The organism is Cryobacterium sp. TS_SC_7, from assembly GCF_056156285.1.
Genome location: NZ_CM149589.1, coordinates 282,755 through 308,457 on the forward strand (window position 1 = coordinate 282,755; position 25,703 = coordinate 308,457).

General features: G+C 70.2%; 27 protein-coding genes and 1 riboswitch. Of the genes, 19 read left to right on the forward strand and 8 right to left on the reverse strand.

Annotated elements, in window-relative coordinates; genetic code table 11:
- Positions 1-369: 369 nt before the first annotated feature.
- The 4 genes from AC0J5J_RS01255 to AC0J5J_RS01270 form a co-directional block, all read right to left on the reverse strand.
- Positions 370-1,791 (reverse strand): amidohydrolase family protein, encoded by a 1,422-nt coding sequence (locus AC0J5J_RS01255; RefSeq protein WP_474899089.1) that lies wholly within the window; start codon positions 1,789-1,791, stop codon positions 370-372.
- Entirely contained in the window at positions 1,788-4,727 is a 2,940-nt protein-coding gene (locus tag AC0J5J_RS01260; protein ID WP_474899091.1) for a molybdopterin-dependent oxidoreductase, read from the reverse strand. Before AC0J5J_RS01260 ends, AC0J5J_RS01255 begins: the two co-directional genes overlap by 4 nt.
- Positions 4,727-5,629, reverse strand: a complete 903-nt coding sequence (locus AC0J5J_RS01265; protein ID WP_474899093.1) for an FAD binding domain-containing protein — start codon at positions 5,627-5,629, stop codon at positions 4,727-4,729. Before AC0J5J_RS01265 ends, AC0J5J_RS01260 begins: the two co-directional genes overlap by 1 nt.
- 125 nt (positions 5,630-5,754) lie before the next feature.
- A complete protein-coding gene (locus AC0J5J_RS01270) occupies positions 5,755-6,348 on the reverse strand; it encodes a MogA/MoaB family molybdenum cofactor biosynthesis protein (protein WP_474899095.1) in 594 nt (197 codons plus the stop codon).
- An 87-nt stretch (positions 6,349-6,435) separates the two neighbouring features.
- Between AC0J5J_RS01270 and AC0J5J_RS01275 the strand changes: the two genes are divergently transcribed.
- The 4 genes from AC0J5J_RS01275 (at position 6,436) to AC0J5J_RS01290 (ending at position 9,573) form a co-directional block, all read left to right on the forward strand.
- A complete protein-coding gene (locus AC0J5J_RS01275) occupies positions 6,436-7,752 on the forward strand; it encodes a cysteine desulfurase (RefSeq protein ID WP_134422933.1) in 1,317 nt (438 codons plus the stop codon).
- A complete protein-coding gene (sufU, locus tag AC0J5J_RS01280) occupies positions 7,749-8,303 on the forward strand; it encodes a Fe-S cluster assembly sulfur transfer protein SufU (RefSeq protein WP_474899097.1) in 555 nt (184 codons plus the stop codon). The genes AC0J5J_RS01275 and sufU overlap by 4 nt, the downstream gene beginning before the upstream one ends.
- A 186-nt stretch (positions 8,304-8,489) precedes the next feature.
- A riboswitch (guanidine-III (ykkC-III) riboswitch) is annotated at positions 8,490-8,553 on the forward strand.
- 12 nt (positions 8,554-8,565) lie between these two features.
- Entirely contained in the window at positions 8,566-8,889 is a 324-nt protein-coding gene (locus AC0J5J_RS01285) for a DMT family transporter (protein WP_134422937.1), read from the forward strand.
- 312 nt (positions 8,890-9,201) lie between these two features.
- On the forward strand, positions 9,202-9,573 hold the full coding sequence (locus AC0J5J_RS01290) for a VOC family protein (protein WP_134422939.1): 372 nt from the start codon (positions 9,202-9,204) through the stop codon (positions 9,571-9,573).
- A gap of 90 nt (positions 9,574-9,663) precedes the next feature.
- Here the strand turns inward: AC0J5J_RS01290 and AC0J5J_RS01295 are convergent, their stop codons facing one another.
- From AC0J5J_RS01295 to AC0J5J_RS01310, 4 genes are read right to left on the reverse strand one after another with little or no spacing between them, the layout of a single operon-like run.
- On the reverse strand, positions 9,664-10,074 hold the full coding sequence (locus tag AC0J5J_RS01295) for a flagellar assembly protein FliW (RefSeq protein WP_474899099.1): 411 nt from the start codon (positions 10,072-10,074) through the stop codon (positions 9,664-9,666).
- Positions 10,071-10,958 (reverse strand): flagellar hook-associated protein FlgL, encoded by an 888-nt coding sequence (gene flgL / locus AC0J5J_RS01300; protein WP_474899101.1) that lies wholly within the window; start codon positions 10,956-10,958, stop codon positions 10,071-10,073. Before flgL ends, AC0J5J_RS01295 begins: the two co-directional genes overlap by 4 nt.
- A 2-nt stretch (positions 10,959-10,960) precedes the next feature.
- Positions 10,961-12,427: a flagellar hook-associated protein FlgK gene (gene flgK, locus AC0J5J_RS01305; RefSeq protein WP_474899103.1), complete on the reverse strand. Its 1,467-nt coding sequence runs from the start codon at positions 12,425-12,427 to the stop codon at positions 10,961-10,963.
- A gap of 7 nt (positions 12,428-12,434) precedes the next feature.
- Positions 12,435-12,920, reverse strand: a complete 486-nt coding sequence (locus tag AC0J5J_RS01310; protein ID WP_134422947.1) for a flagellar protein FlgN — start codon at positions 12,918-12,920, stop codon at positions 12,435-12,437.
- A gap of 446 nt (positions 12,921-13,366) precedes the next feature.
- Between AC0J5J_RS01310 and AC0J5J_RS01315 the strand changes: the two genes are divergently transcribed.
- From AC0J5J_RS01315 to AC0J5J_RS01385, 15 genes are all read left to right on the forward strand, one after another.
- Positions 13,367-14,227: a sigma-70 family RNA polymerase sigma factor gene (locus tag AC0J5J_RS01315; protein WP_134422949.1), complete on the forward strand. Its 861-nt coding sequence runs from the start codon at positions 13,367-13,369 to the stop codon at positions 14,225-14,227.
- A gap of 84 nt (positions 14,228-14,311) precedes the next feature.
- Positions 14,312-15,160, forward strand: coding sequence for a flagellin N-terminal helical domain-containing protein (locus AC0J5J_RS01320; protein ID WP_474899105.1), 849 nt, complete (start codon positions 14,312-14,314; stop codon positions 15,158-15,160).
- 172 nt (positions 15,161-15,332) lie between these two features.
- Positions 15,333-16,652, forward strand: a complete 1,320-nt coding sequence (gene fliD, locus AC0J5J_RS01325; protein WP_474899107.1) for a flagellar filament capping protein FliD — start codon at positions 15,333-15,335, stop codon at positions 16,650-16,652.
- A gap of 2 nt (positions 16,653-16,654) precedes the next feature.
- Positions 16,655-17,092 carry a flagellar export chaperone FliS gene (gene fliS / locus AC0J5J_RS01330; RefSeq protein ID WP_338145413.1) on the forward strand — a complete coding sequence of 146 codons (438 nt, stop codon included), beginning with the start codon at positions 16,655-16,657 and terminating at the stop codon, positions 17,090-17,092.
- A complete protein-coding gene (locus tag AC0J5J_RS01335; RefSeq protein ID WP_134422953.1) occupies positions 17,085-17,432 on the forward strand; it encodes a hypothetical protein in 348 nt (115 codons plus the stop codon). The genes fliS and AC0J5J_RS01335 overlap by 8 nt, the downstream gene beginning before the upstream one ends.
- A 257-nt stretch (positions 17,433-17,689) precedes the next feature.
- Positions 17,690-18,031, forward strand: a complete 342-nt coding sequence (locus tag AC0J5J_RS01340; RefSeq protein WP_134422955.1) for a flagellar basal body rod protein FlgB — start codon at positions 17,690-17,692, stop codon at positions 18,029-18,031.
- Complete coding sequence (locus AC0J5J_RS01345) at positions 18,031-18,423, forward strand: flagellar basal body rod protein FlgC (RefSeq protein ID WP_134422957.1); 393 nt, start codon at positions 18,031-18,033, stop codon at positions 18,421-18,423. The genes AC0J5J_RS01340 and AC0J5J_RS01345 overlap by 1 nt, the downstream gene beginning before the upstream one ends.
- Positions 18,423-18,755: a flagellar hook-basal body complex protein FliE gene (fliE, locus tag AC0J5J_RS01350; protein WP_474899108.1), complete on the forward strand. Its 333-nt coding sequence runs from the start codon at positions 18,423-18,425 to the stop codon at positions 18,753-18,755. The genes AC0J5J_RS01345 and fliE overlap by 1 nt, the downstream gene beginning before the upstream one ends.
- Positions 18,755-20,356 carry a flagellar basal-body MS-ring/collar protein FliF gene (gene fliF, locus AC0J5J_RS01355; protein ID WP_134422961.1) on the forward strand — a complete coding sequence of 534 codons (1,602 nt, stop codon included), beginning with the start codon at positions 18,755-18,757 and terminating at the stop codon, positions 20,354-20,356. Before fliE ends, fliF begins: the two co-directional genes overlap by 1 nt.
- Positions 20,353-21,372, forward strand: a complete 1,020-nt coding sequence (gene fliG, locus AC0J5J_RS01360; protein WP_134422963.1) for a flagellar motor switch protein FliG — start codon at positions 20,353-20,355, stop codon at positions 21,370-21,372. Before fliF ends, fliG begins: the two co-directional genes overlap by 4 nt.
- A complete protein-coding gene (locus AC0J5J_RS01365; RefSeq protein ID WP_134422965.1) occupies positions 21,362-21,991 on the forward strand; it encodes a FliH/SctL family protein in 630 nt (209 codons plus the stop codon). The genes fliG and AC0J5J_RS01365 overlap by 11 nt, the downstream gene beginning before the upstream one ends.
- A complete protein-coding gene (locus AC0J5J_RS01370) occupies positions 21,988-23,361 on the forward strand; it encodes a FliI/YscN family ATPase (RefSeq protein WP_474899109.1) in 1,374 nt (457 codons plus the stop codon). The genes AC0J5J_RS01365 and AC0J5J_RS01370 overlap by 4 nt, the downstream gene beginning before the upstream one ends.
- Positions 23,361-23,801, forward strand: coding sequence for a hypothetical protein (locus AC0J5J_RS01375; protein WP_134422969.1), 441 nt, complete (start codon positions 23,361-23,363; stop codon positions 23,799-23,801). Before AC0J5J_RS01370 ends, AC0J5J_RS01375 begins: the two co-directional genes overlap by 1 nt.
- Positions 23,798-24,439 (forward strand): C40 family peptidase, encoded by a 642-nt coding sequence (locus AC0J5J_RS01380; RefSeq protein ID WP_474899111.1) that lies wholly within the window; start codon positions 23,798-23,800, stop codon positions 24,437-24,439. The genes AC0J5J_RS01375 and AC0J5J_RS01380 overlap by 4 nt, the downstream gene beginning before the upstream one ends.
- Positions 24,436-25,701 carry a flagellar hook-length control protein FliK gene (locus AC0J5J_RS01385; RefSeq protein WP_474899112.1) on the forward strand — a complete coding sequence of 422 codons (1,266 nt, stop codon included), beginning with the start codon at positions 24,436-24,438 and terminating at the stop codon, positions 25,699-25,701. Before AC0J5J_RS01380 ends, AC0J5J_RS01385 begins: the two co-directional genes overlap by 4 nt.
- Positions 25,702-25,703 lie beyond the last annotated feature (2 nt).

Genomic DNA, 25,703 nt, shown 5'->3' on the forward strand with positions numbered 1-25,703 from the left:
GGGCGGTGTGGGTCGCCGGTGGCCAACCCGGGCGACCGACCCCCGGGTTGGACACGTTGACGGTGGTCGAGCCTCACGCTACCGAGGAGATTTTCGGGACACACCGGGATTACTGACGACGGACACGGCGTGTCGCGAAAAACTCCGCAGTTAGCGACGGGCACGGATGCCGCGGCGCGGGTTCAGGCGATGGCGCGCCGGGTTTCGGCGGGCTCAACCACCGGTTTCGGCGGGCTCAACCGCCGGGTTTCGACAAGCTCAACCGCCGGTTTCGGCGGGCTCAACCACCGGTTTCGGCGGGCTCAACCACCGGGTTTCGACAAGCTCAACCACCGGTTTCGACGGGCTCAACCGCCGGGTTCGGCGGGCTCAACCGCCGGCGGGGGCGAGCACCCGGCGGCCGCGCACGAACACGGCGGAGATCGCGGGCTGACGGAGGGCCAACAGCAGCGCGAAGAGGGTCTGGTCGGTCGCCATCTCCTCGTCATCGGCCCGGATGCCGCGCTCGAGAACGGTGGCTAGGGGCTCCCAGCGGTCCGGCTCGATCAGCAGGAAGTCGGCATCCTTGCCTACGTCGAAGTTGCCGAACCGGGCCTCCATGTCGAGGGCGCGCGCCCCGGCCAGGGTGCCGGTGAACAGCAGGGCGGCCGGGTCCAGCGAGAGGCCGGCGTCTCCGGGCTCGGAGAGGTGCACCTTGAAGCAGTCGTTGAGCACCCGGGAGATGAGCCACTCGTCGCCCGCGCCGACATCCGACCCGATCGCCACGTTCACGCCGGACGACGTCGTTCGCAGCCACGGCATGGTGCCCGACCCCAGGAACTGCTGCGAGGTGGGGCAGTGCGCCACACTCGTTCCCGTCTCGGCCAGGCGGGCCAGCTCGCTGTCCTCGCAGTGCACGGCGTGGGCGAGGATGCTGCGCCGCCCCAGCAGGCTCGACCCGCCCCGGGTCGACCCCGGCAGGAAGCGCCCGTCGTAGGTGTCGAGGTAAGTGTCGACCTGGTAGACCGATTTCACGGCGTCGATCTCGCCCGTGCCGGGCCGGTTGTTCTCGTTCAGATGACTGTGGAAGTAGACCCCCCGGTCGCGCACGTCGTCATAGAGCTCGCCGAGACCCGCCAGGGTCGTCGGGGTGACCGACAGGCTGAACCGCGGCACCACGGCCACCTGGAGCAGCGCGGTCGCGGGGTCGCCGGTGTCCACCGCGTGCCAGCGGTCGATCTCGGCTGCCACCAGCTCCAGAGCCCGGGCCTCAGTGGTGAGCAGTGGATGCGACGGCTCCGAACCGACGGTCTGGATGCCGCGCCCGCTGACCAGGCGCAGCCCGGCCCGCTGCGACTCCTCGAACAGGGCGTCCTGCGCGTGCGGGAACGCCGAACCGAAGACCAGGGCGCTGGTCGTGCCCGCGGCAACCCGGCGGCGGGTGAAGTCCCGGGCGATCCGCTCACCGAATTCGGGGTCGTGCAACCGGGACTCGGCCGGGAAGACGCAGTTGTCCAGCCACTCGAGCAGCTGGCCGCCGCCGTAGGCGTCCGTGGAATAGGTCTGCGGGAAGTGCACGTGCGTGTCGACGAAGCCAGGCAGGATGAACCCGCCCCGGTTGTCGACGACCGGCAGGCCCGGGTAGATGGCCGGGAGGTCGGCGAACGACCCGACCCAGGCGATCTGGCCGGCCGCGGTGGTGACGAGGGCGCCATCGGGAAGGGACACGAGGTGCCGGTGGGCGGTCGCCACGGTGGGGGAGCCGGCAATGTGGAAGATGTGGCCGCGGTAGACCCGGCTGGACGGTGTCACGACTGGTCAGGTTCCTTCGTCGGTGCCGCCGGGCTTGAACTCTGCCCAGCGGGGTGCAGCAGCCGCCAGATCCGGTCGCGGGACATGGGCAGCTCGGTGGGACGGATGCCGATGGCGTCGCGCACCGCGTTAGCCAGCGCCGGCGCCACCGGGTTGTAGGGTGACTCGCTCATCGACTTCGCCCCGAACGGGCCGAGCACATCGCTCGTCTGGGCGAAATACACCTCGGTCACGGGCAGGTCGGCCAGAAGAGGGATGTGGTAGTTGCGCAGCACACTCGTGGTCACGGTGCCCGCGCCGTCGAGGATGACCTCCTCGTAGAGCGCGGTGCCGATCGCCTGAGCGACCCCACCCTCGATCTGCCCGCGGCACTGCTCCGGGTTCATCACGACCCCGGCATCCGCGGCCTGGATCGATTGCAGGATGCGCACCTCGCCGGTCTGCGTGTTCACGGCCACCCGGAAGGCGTGCACGTTGAACGCCACCGAGCGGCGGGCGCCGTCTTCCGCGCCGACACCGCGCAGAACGGATGCCTCGGCCAGCTCCGCCAGCGTCACGAACGTCTCCGCGCTGCGGAGACCGTCGGGTTCCAGCGTCCAGGAGCCGGCGGGGATCTCCCCGTGCCTCTCCGTGGCGGCCTGCCGCAGCGTGTCGGCGAGGTCGTTGGCCGCCGCGAGCACGGCCTTGCCGGCGATGACGACGCCCGCGGAGCCGAACGCGCCGGTGTCGTAGCCGATCGCATCCGTGTCGGATTGCAGGATCGTGATCCGGTCGGGGGTCGTGTTCAGGGCCGTGGCGGCCAACTGCGCGTGCACGGTGGTGGTGCCGTTGCCGAACTCGGCCGTGCCGACGCGCACGGTGTAGCGCGCATCGGCATTGTGCAGGGCCGCGGTGTGCAGGGCCGCGGTGTGCAGGGTCGCGGTGTCCAGGGTGACGGAGGCCTGAGCGTAGTGCCCGCGCGGCGGGGTGGTGGCGATCATGGCGGTGGCCATGCCCTCGCCCACCGTCCAGTGCGCGCCCGGCGGCACGGGGGCGTCGTTGCCGCGGGCCAGGGCAGCCTGGGCGAGGTCGAGGCACTGGTCGAGGCCGTAGCTGCCGAAGATCAGGTCCGGGCCCTCCTCGTGGGTGACCACGAGCGGGTCGGTCGGCCCGACCGAGTTGAGCCGGCGCAGGTCGAACGGGTTCTGCCCGACCGTGCGGGCGAGCTCGTCGAGCGCGGATTCGATGCCGAAGATGACCTGGCCGAGACCATAGCCGCGGAAGGCGCCCGACGGGAGGTTGTTCGTGTAGACGCTCTGGGCATCCACCCGCTTGTTGGGCACCCGGTACAGGCTGACCGACTCGGAGCTGCCGTGGAACATCACCCCGGGTGCGTGGTTGCCGTAGGCGCCGGTATCGGCGAGCACGCCGAGCTTCAGCGCGGTGAGGCGTCCGGCGTCGTCGGCGCCGAGGGTGACCTGGATCTGCATGGGGTGCCGGGCGGGGGAGAGGGTGAACTCGTCGGAGCGGCTGAACTCGTACTGCACAGGGCGCCCGGTCTTCAGCACGGCGAGGGCGACGACATCCTCGGTCAGGATCTCCTGCTTGCCGCCGAAGCCGCCGCCGACCCGCGCCGTGAACACGCGCAGCCTGGCCGGGTCGAGGTCGAACAGGCGGCAGATCTCCCGGTGCACCAGGAAGGGCACCTGAGAGCTGGTGCGCAGGATGAGCCGCTCTCCGGTTTCTGCGCCATTGTCGGTGCCATTCTCTGCGCCATTCTTGGTGCCGGGCTCCAGCCAGCCGATGGTGGCGTGCGTCTCCAGGTGGGTGTGCGCCACCCGCTGGGTCTGCCAGCTGCCGGTCACGACGTGGGTTGCCTCGGCCAGCCCGGCCGCGACATCGCCGTATTCACCGTGCAGCTCGGCCACCAGGTTGCGGGACGGGTCGGCCAGCCGGCTCGCGGCCGCATCCTTGTCGCCGTGCACGAGGGGAGCGCCGGGCCGGAGGGCGTCGTGCGGGTCGAAGACGGCGGGCAGCGGTTCGTAGTCGATCTCGATCAGCCGGCAGGCGGCCTCGGCGATGGCGAGGGTGTCGGCGACGACGGCCGCGACCCGCTGACCACGGAAGCGCACGACCGAATCGAACACGAGGGTGTCGTCGGGGTCGTCGAGGCGGTCCTCGTGTCGGGCGGTGGAGTACAGCGTGGCGGGGGAGTCGGCGTGGGTGAGCACGCTGTGCACCCCGGGCAGGGCGGCGGCCAAGTCGGTCTTCATGGAACGGATGCGCGCGTGCGCCTGCGTGCTCTGCAGCACACTGAGGTGCAGGAGGCCCGGCACCTCGACGTCGAGGGTGTACGGCTCCTGCCCGCTCACCACGCGTTCGCTCGCCGGGGCCGCCAGGGAGGTGCCGACCGTGCCCGGGCGCGGGGTCGTTCGCGGCGCTGTCCTGGGTGATGTCCTGGGCGACGTCGTGACGACCGGCCCCATGCCCGTGCGGCAGGCGTCGGAGCCGGCCGAGCCGTCCTGCGGGGTGTGCGTGCCCCGGATGGCGTCCGCGATGGAACGGTAGCCCGTGCAACGGCACAGGTTGCCCTTGAGCAGGCGGGGGAGGTCGTCCAGGTCGGTCTCGGTCAGGGTGGAGGCGGTCACGATCATGCCGGCGGTGCAGAACCCGCACTGGAATCCCGCGGCGTCGACGAATCGCTGCTGAATAGGGGCCAGGTCGCCGGGGAGGCCGATCCCGGCCACCGTGGTGACCTGCGTGCCCTCGGCCCGGAACGCCGGGTAGATGCAGGAGTGCACGGGGGTGCCGTCGACCAACACGGAGCAGGCGCCGCAGTCGCCGGTGTCGCAGCCCTTCTTGACCTCGAAATGCTCCTGGTCGCGGATGAAGGAACGCAGGCACTGCCCGGGGGCCGGGGAGGCGTCGATCGGTTCGCCGTTGATCTGCAGTCTCATCAGAGGTCTCCGGTCGGGTGTTCGGTGGCGTCGAGTGCGGTGGGTTCGAGTTCGGTCCGGATCTCCTCGCCGAGCACGCCGCTCACGGCGCGGCGCCAGTCGGCGGCGCCGTGGGCATCCGTGAACCAGCAGTCGATGCCGGCCACGTCCCGGGCCAGGGTGCCCGCGTCGGGCACGGAACCGTAGCGCAGCTGTACCGGGCGAACCGTGCCGGCGGTGACGGTGAGCACGAAGCGGAGATCCCGGTCGAGCCGGCCGATCAGCACAGCGCCGGAGCGGCCCAGCGGGGAGAGGGAGATCTTGCGGTACGCCGTGCGGGCCGCCAACGACGACGCGGGAACCTCGATCGACCGCAGCACATCGCCCGGGCCGAGCACGTTGGTGGTGTTGCCGGTGACGAAGGCGCTCGCGGGCATCCGTTCGTCGCTGCCGTCGCGGCGCCAGATCAGCACCTCCGCGTCGAGGGCGGCGGCCAGGCTGGTCATCGGGCCGGCCGGCAGGGACGCGCAGAGGTTGCCGCCGACGGTGGCGACGTTCCAGATCTTGAACGAGCCGTAGAGGGCGGTGGCGCACTGGAAGAACAGCGGATGCGCCGCCCAGCCGGGCGCGGCCGGCAGCCGGGAAAGTTCGGCGATGGTGCAGGTGGCGGCGATCGAGAGGCCGGGGACGGCGGTCGTGCCGGCATCCGCGGTCAGGCTCTCGGTCAGCGTCTCGGTCAGCGTCTCGGTCAGGGTCAGGGCAGGCCAGCCGAGCGTCTGCAGGTCGACCAGGCCGGTGAGGTGCGTCTGCGGGTCGCCGAACAGGTCGGAACCGCCCGCGAGCGGGGCTACCTGGGGGCCGAGCAGTGCCAGGTCGTCCCGGTGACGGGCGGCGGTGATCGTGAGCACGGTGTTGAGGTCCATTGTTTCCCTCACTCGACCGCCCGGTGCAGGTCGCACCACAAATTATCCGCGTACCGGGGTCGCCCCGCGAGTCGACGCGCTCGCTCGCGGCATCCTCACGGCAAGTCGAAGTGGTTCGGGCGGAGCTAGTGGTCCACGCCGTGGAGCTGGTCGAGGATGTGGTTGACGACCTCGTCAAGGAGACCCAGGCCATCCTTCACGCCGTTGGGGGAGCCGGGGAGGTTGATCACCAGGGTGCGCTCGCGGGCGATGCCGGCGTGGCCGCGGGAGATGAGGGCCAGGGGCGTGGAGGCGGCGCCGCGGCGACGGAACTCCTCCATCAACCCGGGAAGGAGCCGGTCGAGGTGTGGGAGGGTCTGCTCGGGGGTGAGGTCGTGGGGGCTGACGCCCGTGCCGCCCGTGGTGATCACCAGGTCGACGCCCGCGTCGAGGGCCGTCCGCAGGGCGGCGCCGACCGGGTCGCCGTCGGGCACCACGCGGCGCTCGCCGAGGGTGAAGCCGCGCTCGCCGAGCCACGCGTCGATGACCGGCCCGGTGCGGTCGGGGTAGACGCCGGCCGCGGCTCGCGTGGAGGCCACGATGACCTGCGCGGTGCGGGGCGCACGCGGCCCGTTCGGAGCGGATGGCCCGGTCGGCGGGCTCGTCTCGGTCGTCTCGGTCGCCCGGTGCGGTTCGCCGGGGTGGGACGGATTCGACGGATGGTTCGCTGCGGCACTCACGCGCTCCATCCTGCCGCACTGCGGGCTGCGCGCCGGTGTGTGACGCGGCCGGTGGGCAACGCCCGGGGGAGGGAATACGCTGGATCAATGACGTCTCCCGGTTCATCGTCCACCCGTGCGATCGCTCGCCCGCTGACGGACGAGGAAGTCGCTCGCATCCGCAACGACTTCCCGATCCTGGATCAGCTGGTGAACGGGCATCCGCTCAACTACCTCGACTCGGGTGCCACCTCGCAGAACCCGCTCAGCGTGATGGAGGCCGAGCAGGAGTTCTACGAGCAGCGCAACTCGGCCGTGCACCGCGGGGCGCACACGCTCGCCTTCGGCGCCACCGAGACGTTCGAGGCGGCGCGGGCCACCGTGGCCGCGTTCATCGGAGCCGAGGCCGACGAGATCGTCTGGACCTCGAACGCGACCGAGGGCATCAACCTCGTTGCCTATTCGTTCTCCAACGCCTCCCTGGGGCTCGGCGGCCCGGCCGCGCGGCGGTTCGCGCTCGGCGCGGGGGACGAGATCGTCGTCACCGAGATGGAGCACCACGCCAACCTGATCCCGTGGCAGCAGCTCGCCCTGCGCACCGGCGCGACCCTGCGGTTCATCCCGGTGCAGGACGACGGCACGCTCGACCTGGCCGCGGCGGCGGGTGTCATCGGAGCCCGCACCCGCCTGCTCGCGGTCACCCACGCGTCCAATGTGCTGGGCACGATCAACCCGGTCGCCGAACTCGTGGCCCTGGCCCGCGGGGTGGGCGCCCTCGTGCTGCTGGACGCCTGCCAGTCCGTGCCGCACCTGCCCGTGGACGTGGCCGCCCTCGATGTGGACTTCGCCGTCTTCTCGGGCCACAAGATGCTCGGCCCCACCGGAATCGGCGTGCTCTTCGGCAAGGCCGAACTGCTCGCCGACATGCCCCCGTTCCTCACCGGCGGATCCATGATCACCACCGTGGACATGCACACCGCCGAGTTCCTCGCCCCGCCGCAGCGGTTCGAGGCCGGCACCCAGCGCATCTCCCAGGCGATCGCCCTCGCCGCCGCCGTCGACTACCTGACCGAGACCGGCATGGCGCGCATTGCCGCGCGCGAGGCCGAACTGGGGCAGCGCCTCGTGGAAGGGCTGGACCAGATCCCCGGTGTGCGCCTGCTCGGGCCGCCCGCCGGAGTGGAACGCATCGGGCTGGCCAGCTTCGACCTGGCCGGGGTGCATGCCCATGACGTGGGTCAGTACCTCGACGAGGCCGGCATCGCGGTGCGCATCGGACACCACTGCGCCCAGCCGCTGCACCGCCGCCTCGGCGTGACCGCGTCGACCCGCGCGAGCACCTACCTCTACACGACCACCGACGAGGTGGACCGGTTCCTCGCCACCCTGGCCGAGGTAGCCCCGTTCTTCGGAGTGACGACATGACCTCGACCGCCATGCAGCAGCTGTACCAGCAGATCATCCTGGACCACGCCAAGGCCCGCCACGGCGCCCCGGCGGAGGGTCTGCCGCCGCTGGAGGCGGCCGGCAGGGTCGATCCGGCCGCTGCCGGCCTGCGGGTGACCGAGTCGCACCAGGTGAACACGACCTGCGGCGACGAGGTGACCGTGCGTATCGGCCTGCGCGCCGCCGGCAAGTCGGTCGGAGAGTCAGCCGGTGACGCGATCGGTGACGCGGTCGGTGACGAGGCCGGCGACGCCGTGATCGAAGAGTTCGCCTGGGCCGGCGACGGATGCTCGATTTCCATGGCCTCGGCATCCGTGCTGCACGACACCGTGCGGGGCGAGAGCGTCGCCACGGCGCGGGCACTGCTGGACACCTACCGCGAGATGCTGCGCTCCCGCGGCACCATCGAACCCGACGAGGAGGTTCTCGGCGACGCCGCCGCCTTCGCCGGTGTCTCCCGTTACCCGGCTCGCGTCAAATGCGCCATGCTCGCCTGGGTGGCGTTCGAGGCGGCCCTGCTCGCGGAGTAGCCGACGCGGTTCCCTCCCGCGGCCCGTCCGCGAGTTCCGCGAGTTCCGCGAGTTCCGCTATCTCGCGAGAGCGCACAATCTGCCCCTTGGCGTGCGCCGAAGGGGCAGATTGTGCGCTCTCGCGGGGGGTGGGGTCCTGGAGTCGGGCTGCTGAGGTCTTGCTCAGGATCGACCGCTACGGTGGGGGCAAGTCGCCAGAGGCGGCTCCGGACGACGGTTCAGTACCCGGCACGCGACAAGACTGGCCACGGGAGTCGTAGTCATGTCGTGGATCATTCTCATTCTGTCCGGGGTTCTGGAAGCCGTCTGGGCCACCGCCCTGGGCAAGTCGGAAGGGTTCACGCGACTGTGGCCATCCGTCGTTTTCGCGGTGGCGCTCGTGCTCAGCATGGGCGGGCTCGCCTTCGCCATGCGGGACATCTCGACCGGCACCGCCTATGCCGTGTGGGTCGGGATCGGCGCGGCGCTTACCGTGCTCTACGCCATGGTCTTCGGTGCGGAGCCGGCCTCTCTGATCAAGGTGCTGCTCATCGTCGGCCTGGTGGGCTGCGTCGTCGGTCTGAAATTCGTCGACGCCTCGCACTGACCTCCGGTGCCGTGCGCCCCGCGGCGTGCGCCCCGCGCCACGCGCCGCGGCGCACCTTATGGAAGCCGGCGCACGGTACAACATGCGCCCGCTTCCACAGGGTGCGCCGCGAGGTGGTGAGGCGTATATTCGACGTGTAAAAAGCGAATAGTCACCGAGGAGTTCCGGCCACGAATCGCGCCCACCGCTTCGCCTGCGGTCGGCACTCCGCCTCGGAAGCAGTCCAGATCGTCATCCGTCGGGCGCGGGATCCTCGACCCTGGCCGCTTCCAGATCTGCACTCCACCAGCGCCTACAAGGAGGCGTTTCACAATGCTCAAGGAACTGCACACTGTGTTACCGGCGGCGGACCTCAAGCGAGCCCAGTCGTTCTACCATGACGCGCTCGGCCTCGACCCGGACGAAATCCACGAGGGTACCCTCGTCTACCACGTCGGGTCGGGTTCGGTCTTCGAGATCTACGAGACCAGCAACGCCGGCACGGCCCAGAACACCCAGATGGGCTGGATCACGGATGACCTCGATGCCGAGATGAGCGGGCTCCGCGAACGCGGGGTCGTGTTCGAAGAGTTCGACATCCCGGGAATGAAGACCGAGAACGGGGTGGTCACGGCCGAGGACATGAAATCGGCCTGGTTCCGCGACACCGAAGGAAACTTCATCTGCATTTCGCAGACGATCTGACAACGGATGCGGCCGGCCAGGGCCGGTTCCGGGCGGTGCGTGAGCATCGCCCGGACCTCTGATCGGCCGAGTCGACCGCCGACAGCCGGCTCAGGCCGAGCGGGCACCCAGCTCGGCACGCAGCGGCCAGTCCTGGCCGTCGAGGATGATCTGGGCGCAACGGCCGGTGCCGGAGTTGACCACGATCGGGGCCATCAGGTTCACGGTGGTGCCGTCTTCGCCGGGGTTCGTCACCACGAGCAGCAGGGCGTCCTCCGGACCGGCCAGGTCGAGGGCCGCCGCATGGTCGTCACTGATCACGGGGGAGTAGTCGGGCAGGTAGACGGAGGCGTCGAGCACGAACATCCGGGTGCGCTGGTTGTCGGCGGACTCGAGGGTGAACAGGCCGTCCGCGCCGGAAATCTCGGTGAGCGCGAACTCGGTCAGCGGGTCGAGACCGGGCGGCGGGGACACGAAGCTCAGGGCGACGGAAACCGGACCGGTGGACACGGCGGCCGTCATCGGAGGAAGTCCATCAGTGTCGGCTGCAGCACCCGGGCGGTGACCGAGAGGGCCGCCTGGTAGCTGACCTCCTGAATTTTCAGGTCCAGGATGGCCTGGCCGAGGTCCACATCCTCGATTCCGGCCCGCTGGGCCTCGAGGTTTCCTTTGTGCTGCACGAGAGTGTCCCCGGCTTTCTGGATCTGGGCCTGGCGCACACCGACATCGGTCTGCGCCGTGAGCACGGTTTTCATTCGCAAGTCTAGGGCGGCGAGGTGGGTGCCGACGTTCTGGGCTCCCGAGCGCAGGTCCCCGGCGATGGTGTCGATCAGGGCGAAGACCGAGGCGGCGCCCTGGCCGAAGACGGCGGCACCGTCGGCGTCGACCTTCACGGTGGTGTCGGCGCCGATGCGGCGGTCGACGCTGGCGGTCGGGGTGCCGGTGAACGTGAAGCCGGGGGTGAAGGCGACACCGGCATCCGAGTTGCCGGCGAAGACGGTGCGACCGAGGAAACGGGCGTTCGCCTGGGCGAGCATGCTGTCCTTGAGGCTGTCGAGGCGAATCGCGAGGGCCTCCGTCGCGGCGGGGGAGAGGGTGCCCGTGTTGGCACCCTGCACGGTCACGTCGCGCACCTGGTTGAGCAGGTCGGTGACTGCGGACAGGGCCGTGTCGGCCGTGGTCAGCCAGCCGTCGGCGTTGTCGGCGTTGCTGATGTACTGCGTGAGCGCCCGCTGCTCGGCCCGCACCGTGAGGGAGTCGGCCGTGCGCGCCGGGTCGTCGGAGGGCCGGTTGATGGCCTTCAGCGACGTGGCCCGCTCCTGCAGCTCGGCCATCCGGGCCAGGTTGGTCTGCAGGTTGGCCTGCGCGGTGCGCATCTGCGTGTGGGTGGTGACTCGGTTCAACATGGTTACCTTCCGACCAGTCCGGTGCGGTTGATCAGGGTGTCGAGCATCTCGTCCACGGCCGTGAGTACCCGGGCGGCACCCTGGTAGGCGTGCTGGAACATCAGCAGGTTCACGTTCTCCTCGTCGAGGTCGACCGAGGAGTTCGCCAGCTGCGCGTTCACCGCGGTGGTCGCGGTGACATCGGCGAGGGATGCCTGGCGCAGTTCGCTCTTGGTCTTCACGGCCAGCGAGGTGACGAAGTTCGCCCAGTCGGTGCTGGGGGACCGCACCGGGTTGCCGGTGCCGTCCACGGCCTTGCCGGCGCCGAGCTGGGCGATCTGGTCGGCGATGGAGCCGTCGAGGGCTCCGTTCGCGCTGACCCCGGTCGTGAGTTCGGCGGCGGTCGTCGGGATGACGGACAGGCCGAGCGCGGCCGGACCGGTGGCTGCCGTGCCGAAGAAGGCGCCCGGAAGGGAGGAGTTGTCGCCGGCGGAGTAGATCGTGTTGACCTTCGCCGCCAGGTTCGTCGCGAAGGTGTTGTAGGCCGTCGCGGCTTCGGCGAGGGCGCCGCCGGTGCCGCCGGCATCCGCTCGGGCCAGCAGGGAGAGCGACCCGGCGAGCTCGCCGCCGTCGATACCGATCGCACCGGCGCGGTCGGCCCACTCCACGCGCACCGCGCCGGAGGTTGCGGCCGGGTCGGTGAGCCCGTTCGGGCCGTCGAGGGTGCGCGGACCGCGGGCCACCAGGGCCCGGGCGGAATCCCCGGCGACCAGGGCGTTGCCGCCCATGAGCACGTCGACGGTTCCGTCGGAACGGTCGACGACGCTGCCGCCGGTGAGGGCCGCGAGGGTCGTGGTGAGCAGGCTGCGCTGGTCGATGAGCTCGTTGGCGTTGCCGCCGCCGGCGACCGTCTGACGGATGCGCGCATTCAGCTCGGCCACCTGCCCGGCGGCTCCGTTGATCTCGGCGACCATGGTGTCGGCGCTGCCGCGCTCGGCGGACCACTGGGCTGCGACCGCCTGATAGCCCGTGCGGATCTGCGCGGTGAGGAGCCCGGCCTGGCCGAGCAGCACCCCGGCCGGGGCGGAGTCGTCGGCGGAGTTCGCCACGCCCTGCCAGCCGGCCCAGAACTCCTGCAGTTGGGCGGAGAGCCCGTTCTCGCCGGGTTCGTTCATCGAGACCTCGACCGCGCTCAGCGCGTTGGCCCGCACCGCGGAGTAGCCGGCGACGGCGGCGCTGGAGCGCACCTGGGCGTCCAGCGAGGCGCTGCCGAGGCGGGCGATCCCGTCGACGGAGACACCCTGGCCGGGGCGCACGCCGGCGCTCATCAGGCCGAGCCGGGCCGCGGCATCCACGGCGGATGTCGTCACGCGCTGCCGCGTGTAGCCGTCGGTGTTGGCGTTGGCGATGTTCTGGCCCACGACCTCGAGCCCCTGGCGGGCGGCAACCAGGCCGGTGTACGCGGTGTTGAGTCCTCCGAAGGTGCTCATGGGGGCGCTACACCGTCTGGTCGAACAGTCGGGACCCGGTCGTGCGCAGGTCGGCGGTGCCGTGGGCGTCGTAGGTGTGGGAGTTCGTGCGCACGTCGGCCAGGGTCTCCTGGCTGGAACGCGCGGCGGAACGCAGCAGCTGCTCGTTGGCGTCGCGCAGCTCCTTGATCTGGCTGGTGAGTTCGCCCATGGCCTTGAGGTGGGCCGCCATGATCTCGGTCCAGGGGCCGGCGGGGGCGTGGGCCACGAGTTCGCGCAGCGTGGCGTCTTCAGTGGTGCCCCAGCCGAGGGCGACGGCGGCCACCTCGACCGAACGGGCCAGGCCGGCCTCGCGCACATGGCCGAGCACCTGCTCCACCTCGCGGGTGCCCTGCTGCAGCCAGCGGGTCTTGCCGTTGGTCAGGAGCAGCTGTTCCTCGTCGAGTTTGAAGACGAGCAGTTCGAGAAGCTCTCGCTCGCGCCACAGCAACGCTGATAGTTCATTGGCGCCCATGTGTCCTCCACCTGCCCTTCGTCTGGTGCGGCGGCCTCTCGCGCGGAACGCGCACGCCACCGGTTCACAGCATGACTATCGACCGGTGAGCGCGCCCGGTAAGGGGCCGTATCGATTCAGCCTGTCAGCCGGGCCTGTGCGTGTCCACTGAAAGGGGGACAGAAATCGGTGCAGATTCGCGGTCGTTCGACGAAAATCGCGGGTTTGCCCCGTTCTGGGGGTTCATTTGCCCCGTTGTGGGGGCGATCCGGCGCTGACCGCTCCCGGAGGGGCCTCTATTTTTAACTCAGGCAGATAAGTAAGTTTTTTGCCTGGGGCCCCGAAACCCCGTCACACCTCCCTGTTTTCTGTTCATGCGTTCCCGTGCTTACCCGGCAATTCCGAGAGTCGAGGCCCCCGCCTCACTGTCGGCACAACGTAGGTATCAAGCACCCAGGGAGTTCGCAGTGAATCGGGCAGAACGCAATCAGCTGGTGATCGAGAATCTCCCGCTCGTGGGCTACCTCGTCTCCGAGACCTGGGCCAAGGCCCGCCATCTCTCCCGCGACGACCTGGCCTCGGCCGGAGCTCTCGCCCTGGTCACCTCCGCGGATGCCTTCAACGCCGACCTCGGCGTGCCCTTCGGCGCGTTCGCACGCCGCCGCATCATCGGCGCTTTCGCCGACGAGATGCGCTCCAACGACTGGGCCACCCGGATGGCCCGCCGCCGCATCAAGGAGACCCGCGCCGTGCAGCAGACGCTGGCCGGCGCCCTCGGCCGGGCGGCATCCGTCGATGAGGTCGCCGCCGCCCTCGGCGTGGACCGGGAGACCGCCATCGCCGGTCTCACCGACTCCGAGCGCACCGTGTCGACCCTCGACGACGCCACCGCCGAGTTCCTGGTCTCCGACGCCGAACTTCCCGGCGACTCGCTGCTCTCCGCCGAGCGCCTCGCCTACCTGCACGCCGCCATCGCGGCGCTGCCGGAGAAGATGCGCGTGATCGTGCAGCAGGTGTACTTCGACGACCGCACGGTCAAGGAGATCGCTGCCGAGCTGGGGATCACCCACTCGGCGGTGTCTCAGCAGCGGGCGGAGGCCATCCGTCTGCTTCGCGACGGTCTCGGCACGCACTACGCCGACGACGCCGAGGTGGAGTACGTGCCCGAGTCCCGCATCGCGCCGGCCCGCCGCAGCGCCTACCTGGCCAGGCTCGCCGACCAGGCCATGCTCGGCCTGGCCACCGCGAGCGGGGCGGCGTACGCCGATTCCGAGGGCGTCGATTCCGCCGGTTCGGAAACCCGCAAAGTTTTTTCGGTCAACGGCTAACGCGGTCTCGTCAGAGGCCGATAGCTCTCAACGTCAGGCCATGGATGGCCAGACGCTCACCACCCAATCACGGAGGATTTCATCATGGGTATGCAGATCAACACCAACCTCGCGGCCAACAACACGTACCGCAACCTGGCCGCCACGCAGAACGACATGTCCAAGTCCCTGGAGAAGCTGTCCAGCGGCCTCCGCATCAACCGCGCAGCGGATGACGCGGCCGGCCTGGCCATCTCCGAGGGCCTCAAGTCGCAGGTCGGTGGCCTCACGGTCGCCAGCCGCAACGCCCAGGACGGCATCTCGGTCATCCAGACCGCAGAAGGTTCCTTGAACGAGGTGCAGTCGATCCTGCAGCGCGTTCGTGACCTCGCCGTTCAGGCCGGTAACGACTCGAACAACGCCGAGTCCCGCGGAGCGATCCAGACTGAAGTCACCGCGCTGTCCGACGAACTCACGAGAATCGCCAAGTCCACCAACTTCAACGGAACGAACCTGCTTGATGGAACTGGTGGAACAACCGGCACGCTGACCTTCCAGGTTGGCGCAGGTAGCGACGCGGCCGCAGACCAGATCGACGTCAAGTTCATGAACTTGACAACGGCAACCACCGGCGTGAACGCTGTCGTGGCCGGCCTCACGTTTGACACTTCTGCCAACGCCTTGCTCTCGATTGCCGCGCTCGATACGCAAATCGGTGCTGTGTCGACTGCACGCGCCGAGCTGGGTGCCAACCAGAACCGGTTCGAGTCCGTCATCAAGAACCTGGCCGTCTCCAAGGAGAACCTGTCGGCAGCCGGCTCGCGTATCCGCGACACCGACATGGCCGAGGAAATGGTCAAGTACACCCGTTCCAGCATCCTCTCGCAGGCCGGTACCGCCATGCTCGCGCAGGCCAACCAGTCCAACCAGGGCGTGCTGCAGCTCCTCCGCTAAACCGGTGAGCTGAACCTTTCGGGAAACCGCGCGGTGAACTATGGCTGGTGGTGAGCGAGAGATGAACTGGACCTCATCCCTCGGGCGCCACCAGCCATTCACGTTTCACCAGCCACACCCAGCCTGACCCAGCAGTATCCAGCACGACCCGGCACGAGAAGGAGGTGACGACATGGTCACAGCGATCGACGGCCTCGTCAGCGGCCTCGACACCACCAGCCTGATCAACTCGCTGATGCAGGTCGAGGCGGTTCCGCAGACCCAGCTCAAGGCCAAGGTCTCGTCGGCCCAGACCATGATCTCGGCACTCCAGGGGCTGAACACCCAAATCGCCACCCTCGCCGACTTGGCCACGAAGGCCGCCAAACCGGCCGCCCTCGACGTCTACTCCGCCACCAGCAGCTCCACCGGCGTCACCGTGGCCACCTCGGCCGGCGCAGCCGCCGGCCAGCTCGACCTCGTCGTCGGCAAGCTCGCCCAGACCCAGGTCACGGTCTCCGGCCCGGTCACGGTCTGGCCCGACACCAACCTCACCTTCACCAAGGCCGACGGCACCGTCACCACAGTCACCGGGGCCTCGACCTCGCTCGACGACATGGTCTCCGCCGTCAATAAAGCCGGCGCCGGCGTCACCGCCACCAAGGTCGCCGTGGGCGCCGACGGCTTCCGGCTGCAGTTCACGGCCACCGCACCCGGTGCCGCCGCGGGCGTCGCGATCTCCGGTACGACCGTGCCGATGACCCCGACCAATGCCGCCCAGGATGCCGAGGTCACGCTCTGGGCCGGAACCGCGGCCGAGCAGAAGATCAGCTCCGCGACCAACACGTTCGCCGGCATCCTGCCCGGTATGACGCTCACGGTCTCGGCCGTGTCGGTCGACCCGGTGAGCGTGACCGTGGCCCGCGACGACGCCAGGATCAGCACCACAGCCTCGGACCTTGTCACCTCGCTCAACGGCATCTTCGCGGTGATCACGAATCGCTCGGCCGTGAGCACCACCACCAACTCCTCCGGGGTGACCAGCACGACCGCCGGGATCTTCTCCGGCGACAGCACCATCCGCGACACCAGGCAGCGCATCCTCTCGGCGGCGTCGATGCCCGTTAACGGGCGCTCCCCGTCGGAGTACGGCATCAGCATCACCCGCTCGGGCACCATGGAGTTCGACGCGGCCAAGTTCGCGGCCGCCCTGGCCAAAGACCCATCCACGGTGAAGGCCGCCGTGACGGAGATCGCCAGCCGGGTAGCCGCCGCCGCGACTGCGGCCTCCGACAAATACGACGGGCAGCTCACCCAGAAGATCACCGGGCAGCAGTCCACCGTGCGCAACCTCGGCGACCGCATCGCCGACTGGGACCGCAGCCTGGCCACCCGCCGGGCAACCCTGCAGAGCACCTACACCGCACTGGAAACCCAGCTCGCCGCCCTGAAAGCCCAGTCCTCGTGGCTGAGCGCCCAGGTTGCCGGGCTCCCGACCTCGAGCACAGGATGATGATGGCAGTGATGAGCATGATGGGTGGGGCCCAGGCCCGACGCGCACAGTTGAACCGCGAAGCAGTGCTCTCGGCCACGCCGGTGCGCCTGCTGACGATGCTGTACGACCGGCTGCTGCTCGACCTCGGCCGCGCCGAGATCGCGCAGAACATCGAGGACTGGGCGGTCGCCTCCGAGAACCTGCTGCACGCCCAGGCGATCGTTGCCGAACTGTCGACCTCGCTCAACGTGGACGCCTGGGAGGGCGGCGAAGGTCTGTTCGCCCTGTACACCTACGCCTCGAACGCGTTGATGAGCGCCAACATCCATCGGGATGTCGCCCGCACCCGCGAGGCGATCGCCCTGCTCGAGCCGCTGCGGCAGACCTGGCACGAAGCTGCCGGCCTGCTGCCGGCCCAGCCCATGCAGCGTGCCGGCGGGGAGTACGGACTTGCCTAGGCAGGTGGTGCAGATCGGCGAAGGGACGAACGCACGCCGGGCGTGGCTGGAGGTTCTCGACCAGCTCGAGTCCAGCCTCGGCTCCGGTGCCCGCGACGCCGTGCTGGCCGCACCGGGGGAGCGGTTCTCCACCGGGGTGCAGTGGCGCGCCCCCGATCACCTGGGCCAGTTGCCTGCCGATCTGGAGAAGCGCGCCCGGAGCCTGATCGCCGGCCAGATCGCCCTGATCGCCACGATCGAGGATGCCCGGCGCTCCGCCGGTCTGCACCTCGCCGCCGTGCACACCATCATCTCGGCGCAGCACACCGACCAGGCCGTCTACCTCGACGTGGCCGGCTGACCCTCGCCCGCGACCGTAACCACGTTCCAACTGTTCCCCGATCGGACAAGTGTTGCCCGTGCGCGGGCGACACTCGTCCGATTCGGCGACAGTTGCGGGGTTCGGGCCGGCGGCGTGCGGCAGGGCGTGCGGGAGAAAGTTTCGCGAGAAACTTCTAACGCAGCGCGGCCACCGGCCGATAGCTAGGAACGAGCAGGGATTGCTCGACCACAGGCCACGGATCGGCCGCCCTCGTTTTGCCGACGAATCGGGTATCCGTGTTCCAATCCGTGACCGCCACCGCCATTGTCAGTGCCCTGGACGGCCTGGCGCTGCGCCAGCGCACCATCGCGAACAACATCGCGAACGTCAACACCCCCAACTACCAGGCCAAGCGCGTGGCGTTCGAGGAGGCCCTGGCCAAATCGGTCGAAGCCGGCAGCGGCAGCACCGTCGCCACCACGGCGAGCTCGCTCGAGCCCACCCGCCTCGACGGCAATAACGTGAATCTCGACACCGAGACCCTCTCCAACATCGACACCGTGCTGCGGTACCAGTTCGCGACGCAGGCCGCCAACGGTCCGTTCACCTCACTGCGCTCCGCGATGCGGACCAGCTGATGACCTTCGACGCGATCGGGATCGCCGGCTCCGGCCTCACCCTGCACCGCAAGTGGCTCGACGCCGTCGCGGACAACATCGCCAACGTCAACACGGTCACCGCCACCGACGGGGATGCCTTCCAGGCGCGCTACATCGTGGCCCAGGCCGGCCAGGGCACCACGGGCGCCTACGTCGCCGGCGCCGCTCTCGGCGACGCCGAGGGGATCCTGACCTTCGACCCGAGCAACCCTCTCGCCGACGAAGCCGGCTATGTGCGCCGTCCGGACATCGACCTGGCCGAGCAGATGAGTGCGCTGATCATGGCGCAGCGCGGCTACCAGGCCAACGCCGCCGTCGTCGACCGGGCCAAGACATCCTATGAAGCCGCACTCCAGATTGGACGCTCCTGATGACGATCGGATCGATCAACCCGCTCCAGGCCGTGAGCGGAACAGGCTACCTCTCCGGCGTGCAGGGCGTGCAGGGCGTGCAGGGTGCACCGGGCGTGCAGGGCACCGACGGCTCGGGCTTCGGCAGCGCGCTCGTCGGTGCGGTCGACAACCTGCAGCAGCTGCAGGCCACGTCCAACACTCTCGCGGTGCAGGCCGTCACCGGTAACCTGACCGACATCCACTCCGCCACCCTGGCGTCCACCCGCGCGCAGGTCACCCTCGAACTCGTCGCCGCCGTGCGTAATAAGGGTGTCGACGCGTTCAACGAGATCATGAGGATGCAGGCCTGATGCCCCGTCCGATCACGTCGGCGTTCGAACGCCTCGGCCGCGGCATCAGCTCGTTCTCCGTCGCGCAGCGCACAGTCGCCATCATCGGGGTCGCCGTGCTCGCCCTGGGCATCGCCGCCCTCAGCATGTGGGCCACCAAACCGGCCTTCACGCCCCTGTTCTCCGGCCTCAGCGGTTCGGACGCGAGCACCATCGTCGAGCAACTCCGCACCGACGGCGTCGCCTACGAGCTCAGCGACGGCGGCGGCACCATCCTGGTTCCGCAGGAGCACGTCTACGACGAGCGCCTCAAGGCCGCCGCGGCCGGCCTGCCGTCCTCCAGCACGAGCGGCTACGGGCTGCTCGACAGCATGGGCGTCACCTCCAGCGAGTTCCAGCAGTCGGTCACCTACAAGCGGGCGCTCGAGGGCGAGATCGCCAACACTGTCAAGGCCATGAAGGGCGTCAAGAACGCCTCGGTACGCCTGGCGATCCCCGAGGAGACCGTGTTCGCGTCGGAGCAGAGCGACCCCACGGCATCCGTCTTCGTGGAAACGGCCACCGGCAGCACCCTCAACACCGAACAGGTGCAGGCCATCGTGCACCTGACCTCCGCTTCGATCGAGGGTATGGCCCCCACCGATGTGGCCGTCATCGACTCCGCCGGCGTCGTACTGTCGGCCGTCGGAGTGGGTGCCACCGGTTCTGCCGACCAGCAGGCCGGCGCCTATGAGGACCGCGTGCGCGGAGCCGTGCAGGCCATGCTGGACAAGGTCGTCGGGCCCGGAAACGCCACCGTCGTGGTGGCCGCCGACATGAGCTACCAGTCGGCCCAGCGGGTCGAGGAATCCTTCACCACCCCCGAGGACGCCCCCGCCCTCAACGAGGCCGTCAAGACCGAGTCGTACTCGGGAGCCGGCGGCGCCGGCGGTGCCGCCGGGGTTCTCGGCCCGGACAACATCGCCGTTCCGGCCGCCGCCGAAGGAGACGGCACCTTCACGTCGGAGGACACCACCAAGAACAACGCCGTCAACAAGGTCACCGAAACCCGCACCATCCCGGCAGGGGAGATCAACCGGCAGACGGTGTCCGTGGCCGTGAACGCCGACGTCGTCGGCAATCTCAACGTCGCCGACATCACCTCGCTCGTGGCCTCCGCAGCCGGCATCGACGCCCAGCGCGGCGACGCCGTCACCGTCGAGGTCGTCGGTTTCAACGGTGGCGCGGCAGCGGATGCCGCTGCCGCCCTCGCTGCGGCGGAGGCGGAGGCCGCCGCCGATCGGTTCGCCGAGATCGTGCGCATCGCCATCATCACCGCGGGAATCGTCATCACCCTCGTGCTGGGCCTCATCCTGTATGCGCGCCGTTCCCGCCGCCAGAGCCGCGAAGCGATCGAGCTCGACGAGCTGATGGAGGTGCGGCCCGCGTTGAACGCGCCCGGGATGCCGTTCCCGCTGACCGCGCCGATCGCACCGATCATGATCGATCCCACGCCGACGGTGGCCTACCAGCCGCCCGCGGCCGACCGGATGCGCGTCGAGATCGATTCCCTCGCCCAGCGCGACCCTGCGAAAACAGCGGAGCTCCTGCGCGGCCTGATGGATGACCGGCAGCCCGCATGATCGACGCCCAGCCGGCCCTGACCGGCACGCAGAAGGTGGCGGTCGTTCTGATGAGCATGGAACATCAGCGTGCCACCGAGGTGATGAAGCAGTTCACCGAAGCCGAGGCGGCCGACATCGCCGCAGAAATGGTGCAGTTGCGCCGGGTCGACCCCGACGTGACCGAGACCACCGTGCTCGAGTTCCACGAACTCACGGTCAAGGGCAACCGGGCCGGCCGCGGCGGGCACGCCTACGCGATCGGCCTGCTGGAGGCATCCTTCGGGGCGGAGAAAGCCGCCGGGGTCATGGTCAAGGTGGCCTCCTCGATGGCCGGCAAGGCCTTCGAGTTCCTGGACGCCACCGAGCCGCTGCAGATCCTCACCCTGCTCGACGGCGAGTTGCCGCAGACCATCGCCCTGGTGCTGGCGCACCTGCGCCCCGGGCACGCCTCAGCCGTGCTCGGCGGACTGGACACCGATCTCCGCGCCGAGGTAGCCCAGCGCATCGCCGGCATGGGCACCACCACCCCGGAAGCCGTTCGCGTGGTCACCGAGACGCTCAAGGCCCGGGTCGGCGCCGTCTCCTCGACCCGCGACTCCGTCGAAACGGTCGGCGGCATCCAGCCGCTGGTCGAGATCATCAACCGGGCCGATGTGGCCACCGAACGTGCCCTCCTGGAGGCCCTCGACGCGCGCGACCCCGCGCTGGCCGAGGACGTGCGGTCACGGATGCTGACCTTCGCCGACATCGTCAAGCTCGAGAACCGTGATGTGCAGCAGGTCCTCCGCGGCATCGACGCGGCGGTCCTGGCCATCGCCCTCAAAGGCTCGACCGACGGCGTGGTCACCACCATCCGCACCAATCTCTCCGAACGCAACCGCGAGATCCTCGACGACGAGGTCAAGGCCCTGGCGCCCGTGCGGGTGTCGCAGGTCGAGGAGGCGCGCGCCACGATCGTGCGCGCCATCCGCGACCTCGAGGCTCAGGGCAGCATCACCGTGCAGCGTGCCGAGGAGGACGACTATGTCGTCTAGTGCGCAGTCGATGCCGTTCTCCGCCGTGAGCTTCCCCAGTCTGCGCAACGAGCGAGGCGCCGGGGACGAGTCCTCGCGGGCCCGCGGCCACGCCGCCGGGTACACCGCGGGTCTGCGGGCGGCAGCCGCCGAAATCGACGCCCGGATCGCCCTCCACGATGCCGAGCACGCCGCCGCGATGCTGCACCAGCAGACACGGGTGGACCGGGCGGTCGCCCTCCTCGGTGCCGCCGCCGCCGCACTGCACCAGCGCACCCTCCCTGTGCTCCAGGACGTGGAGGACACCCTCGTCGCCACCGCCGTGGAACTGGCTGAAGCCATCCTCGGGCACGAACTCGGCGACACGGAGACCTCCGCCCGCGCCGCCCTGAGCCGGGCCCTGATCCCCGGCACTGACGCCATCGCCGGCAGCGGTCGCCCGCATGCGGTTCGGATGCACCCGGCCGACCTTGCCCTGATCGACCAGATCACCCGAACGGATGCCGGCGTCGACCTCATCGCCGACGCGGGCCTCGCCCGCGGCGACGCGATCGCCGAATTCCCGGACGGGTTCCTCGACGCCCGGATCGGCACGGCCCTGGCCCGCGCGAAGGCCGCGCTCGGGAGCGCAGCCTCATGACCCTGCTGCAGACCCCGTCCGCCTCCGCCACGGCCACTGCTACCCGCGCTCCGGGCTGGCGCCCGCAGGCCGGGAAAATCCGTTCCGCGGTGGCCGCGTCCCGGCCCGAACGGGTCGGCGTGGTGTCCTCGATCGTCGGACTCGGCCTCGAGGTGCGCGGGCTGAACTCCGCGATCGGCGATCTCGTCACGGTCGGCGACGGCGGGGAGGTCGACGCCGAGGTCGTCGCCACGACGCGCGACGGCATCCGGTGCATGCCCCTCGGCCGGATGACCGGCATCCGGGTCGGAGCCCCCGTGCGCTCCGGCGGAGCCCCGCACCTCGTCCCCACCGGTGCGGGCCTGTTCGGACGCGTCATCGACGGTCTGGGTCGTCCCATCGACGGTAAGGGGCCACTGATCGTCGAACGGTTCGTCGGCATCGATCACGACAGCCCGTCGGCCATGGCCCGCGCCCGGATCCTGGAACCGCTGCAGCTCGGCGTGCGTGTGCTCGACACCCTCACCACCGTCGGCAAGGGGCAGCGGATGGGCCTGTTCGCCGGTTCCGGCGTGGGCAAGTCCTCGCTGCTGTCGATGATCGCCCGCGGCACCGAAGCGGAGGTGTCGGTGATCGCCCTGGTGGGGGAGCGCGGCCGTGAAGTGCGTGAATTCCTGGAGGACGACCTCGGCCCTGCCGGGCTCGCCCGCTCGATCGTGGTCGTGTCCACCTCCGACGAACCGGCGATGATGCGCCTGCGGGCCGCCTTCCTGGCCACCCGGATCGCGGAGTCCTTCCGCGACGACGGCGCCGACGTCATGCTGATGATGGATTCGCTCACCCGGGTGGCGATGGCGCAGCGGGAGATCGGGCTGTCGGTGGGCGAGCCCCCGGCCACCCGAGGCTATCCGCCGTCGACCTTCTCCCTGCTCGCCCGACTGCTCGAGCGGGCCGGCACCGATGAAACCGGGTCGATCACGGGCATCTACACGGTGCTCGTCGACGGCGACGACCACAACGAGCCCATCGCGGATGCCGCCCGTTCGATTCTGGACGGACACGTCGTTCTCGACCGCAAACTGGCCGTCCTCGGCCATTTCCCATCCGTCGACGCGCTCTCCTCGATTTCCCGGGTGGCGTCCCGGGTCAACAGCCCCGCGCAGAACCAGGTCGCCGGACTGCTGCGCCGGGTGCTCGCCGCCCGCCGCAACGCGCAGGACCTGCTCGACGTGGGAGCCTACCGCCGGGGCACCAACCCGCTGGTCGACGCGGCAGTCGACCATGAGGGCGCCATCAACGCATTCCTCCAGCAGCGCATGGACGACCAGACCTCATCCCGGCACGCCTGGGACCACCTGACCACACTCACTCGAACGCTGGGGGCCCTCTGATGGCACGCACTTTCGCTCTCGCCGGCCTGTTGCGCCTGCGGCACCTGCAACAGGACCAGGCGGCCGGAGACCTGGCAGCGGCCAACGCCGTCGCCCAGGCGAACGCGGCCCGACGCGCGGATGCCCGGGCAGGCCTCCAGCGGATGCCCAGCACAGCGAACGGAGCCGACATGCTCTCCACCATCGCCGCGGCCCGCGCCTCGGCCCGCAGCATGCTCGCCGACATGGAGGCTCTCGGCCGCAACTACCAGGTTGCCGTGGGCGAGGCCCAGGTCGCCTTCGATGCGACACGAGCCGACTCGGTGCGGCTCGAAAAGCTCGAGGGGCGGCACGGAGCCCTGGTCGTCGCCGAGGATCTGCACCGGGAACAGACCGTGCTCGACGAGATCGCCGGGGCGGGCTGGCACCGTAACCGTTCAGTGGACGGTGGCCCGCGATGACGATGATCGCGGCGATGAGCCGGGTCAGCGAGATCCAGGCGACGCTGGTGCAGCTCTCGGCCGGGGCGAGCTCCCAGAAGACGGCTGCGACGACGACAGCGGCGTCGGCGAACACCTTCGCCGACGCTCTCGCCACCGCGTCGAGCGCTGCCTCGGGTGCCGCCGCCGTCACGCCGGCGGCCCCGTCGACCGGCGGTGCCACCGGCACCGACGTTGTCGACGGCGCGAAGAAGTACCTCGGTGTGCCCTACGTCTTCGGCGGCGAAGACGCCAGCGGCATGGATTGCTCCGGGCTCGTCCAGACCGTGTATGCCGAACTCGGCATAGACGTGCCGCGCCTCGTCTCCGGACAGATGAAGATCGGCACCGAGGTCGGCTCCCTCGCCGAGGCCAGGCCCGGCGACCTCATCGTCACTGCTGGTGGCGACCACATCCTGATCTACGCCGGCGACAACAAGGTCATCCACGCCCCCTACGAGGGACGCACGGTCTCCCTGGTCGAGGCCTACATGGACGACTCCGAGATCACCACCATCCGCCGCGTGATCCCGGATGCTCCGGCAGCCACCGCAAGCACGGCCGCCGGCAGCCAGCTCAGCGCCGCACTGGCCTCCTTCATGAACGGAGCAGCCCGGTGAACGCCCTGCTCGGCCGGATGGCCGCCACGATGCCGGCGGGCCCGGCCCACGCCGTCGCGCCGGCTCCCCGCACCGGCCGCTCCGACACGTCCGGCGTGTCCGGAGCGGGGTCGTTCGCCGCTGTGCTGCAGGGCACGCTCGACGCCGCACCGGCCGAGAGGCCGGCTGTGCCTGCCGAGAAGCCCACGGGGCCGGCCGAGCCGACGACGGATGCGGGGACGGACCGCGTTCTCGACGCAGGTTCTGTCGCGGGGGAGCCAGAACCGGGCACCGAGCCGGGCACGGAGCCGCACTCGGTGCAGAACCCGGCGGCGCACCCGCTGACCGCCCTGCTCGCGCCCGCCGGAACGGCTCTGTCGGCGATGCTGTCCGGCACCGGCACCGGCACCGGCACGGTCGTGGCGGATCCTGCCGCGGCCGACGCCGGGACGGTTCCTGTGTCCGCCGCCGCTTCTGCCCTCGAGGGCGCGGCTCCCGCCGCCGGCATTCAGGGTGTCATCCCGGGTGCAGTCCCGGGTGCCGTCCCGGGAACCCCGGCGACGCCCGCCGCCGGGGGACCGGCGACCGTGCCTGCCGCCTTGCCGGCGCCCGCCGAGCAGCTCGGGAACGCGCCGGTCGTGTCCACGCAGCCGCCTGTCGCACTCCCGGCTGCGGTCGCCGCCGCCGGCGGAGCCGCGCGGCCCGGGCCCGGCGTTCCGGTCACCGTCCGCCCCGGGGACTCCGCCACCGACGTGACGGCCCCCGTCGGCCTGCTCGTCCCGGTCGGCACTCCGGCACCGGCTGCGGCGCCCGTCGCCGGCATTCCGGCACCGGCGGCGGTCGTGCCCACCCCGCACGTTCCCCTCACCGGCCAGGTCTCCCGCCCCCTGTTCACCCTGGTGGGTGCGGCCAACGGCGACCATGTGATGACCATCAGCGTCAGCCCCGACAACCTGGGACCGGTCACCGTGCGCGCCCATGTGAGCGGTGACGGCATCCGGGTCGAACTGTTCGCCCCCACCGACCTGGCCCGAGACGCGCTCCGTGCCATCCTGCCGGACCTGCGCCGGGATCTGACCGGCGGCGGGCTGAACGCCCAGCTCACCCTGTCGGCCGACGACCAGGCGTCCGACTCCGCCGCGCAGTGGCACGACCGCACCGGTGCCGGGCGTGATCGGGAAGCCGGCGAAACCGGGGAAACCCGACCCGACGCGTCCGCTGCCGGATCTCGGACCGCCGTGCTGCGGACCGCCGGCTCGCACACCATCGACGTCTTCGCCTGACC

Coding starts and splice junctions, on each gene's coding strand:
- AC0J5J_RS01260 (WP_474899091.1), bottom strand. CDS start 4,727: ATGAGACTGCAGATCAACGGCGAACCGATCGACGCCTCCCCGGCCCCC.
- AC0J5J_RS01265 (WP_474899093.1), bottom strand. CDS start 5,629: ATGGACCTCAACACCGTGCTCACGATCACCGCCGCCCGTCACCGGGAC.
- AC0J5J_RS01275 (WP_134422933.1), top strand. CDS start 6,436: ATGACGTCTCCCGGTTCATCGTCCACCCGTGCGATCGCTCGCCCGCTG.
- sufU (WP_474899097.1), top strand. CDS start 7,749: ATGACCTCGACCGCCATGCAGCAGCTGTACCAGCAGATCATCCTGGAC.
- AC0J5J_RS01285 (WP_134422937.1), top strand. CDS start 8,566: ATGTCGTGGATCATTCTCATTCTGTCCGGGGTTCTGGAAGCCGTCTGG.
- AC0J5J_RS01290 (WP_134422939.1), top strand. CDS start 9,202: ATGCTCAAGGAACTGCACACTGTGTTACCGGCGGCGGACCTCAAGCGA.
- AC0J5J_RS01295 (WP_474899099.1), bottom strand. CDS start 10,074: ATGACGGCCGCCGTGTCCACCGGTCCGGTTTCCGTCGCCCTGAGCTTC.
- flgL (WP_474899101.1), bottom strand. CDS start 10,958: ATGTTGAACCGAGTCACCACCCACACGCAGATGCGCACCGCGCAGGCC.
- flgK (WP_474899103.1), bottom strand. CDS start 12,427: ATGAGCACCTTCGGAGGACTCAACACCGCGTACACCGGCCTGGTTGCC.
- AC0J5J_RS01310 (WP_134422947.1), bottom strand. CDS start 12,920: ATGGGCGCCAATGAACTATCAGCGTTGCTGTGGCGCGAGCGAGAGCTT.
- AC0J5J_RS01320 (WP_474899105.1), top strand. CDS start 14,312: ATGGGTATGCAGATCAACACCAACCTCGCGGCCAACAACACGTACCGC.
- fliD (WP_474899107.1), top strand. CDS start 15,333: ATGGTCACAGCGATCGACGGCCTCGTCAGCGGCCTCGACACCACCAGC.
- fliS (WP_338145413.1), top strand. CDS start 16,655: ATGGCAGTGATGAGCATGATGGGTGGGGCCCAGGCCCGACGCGCACAG.
- AC0J5J_RS01345 (WP_134422957.1), top strand. CDS start 18,031: ATGACCTTCGACGCGATCGGGATCGCCGGCTCCGGCCTCACCCTGCAC.
- fliE (WP_474899108.1), top strand. CDS start 18,423: ATGACGATCGGATCGATCAACCCGCTCCAGGCCGTGAGCGGAACAGGC.
- fliF (WP_134422961.1), top strand. CDS start 18,755: ATGCCCCGTCCGATCACGTCGGCGTTCGAACGCCTCGGCCGCGGCATC.
- fliG (WP_134422963.1), top strand. CDS start 20,353: ATGATCGACGCCCAGCCGGCCCTGACCGGCACGCAGAAGGTGGCGGTC.
- AC0J5J_RS01365 (WP_134422965.1), top strand. CDS start 21,362: ATGTCGTCTAGTGCGCAGTCGATGCCGTTCTCCGCCGTGAGCTTCCCC.
- AC0J5J_RS01370 (WP_474899109.1), top strand. CDS start 21,988: ATGACCCTGCTGCAGACCCCGTCCGCCTCCGCCACGGCCACTGCTACC.
- AC0J5J_RS01375 (WP_134422969.1), top strand. CDS start 23,361: ATGGCACGCACTTTCGCTCTCGCCGGCCTGTTGCGCCTGCGGCACCTG.
- AC0J5J_RS01380 (WP_474899111.1), top strand. CDS start 23,798: ATGACGATGATCGCGGCGATGAGCCGGGTCAGCGAGATCCAGGCGACG.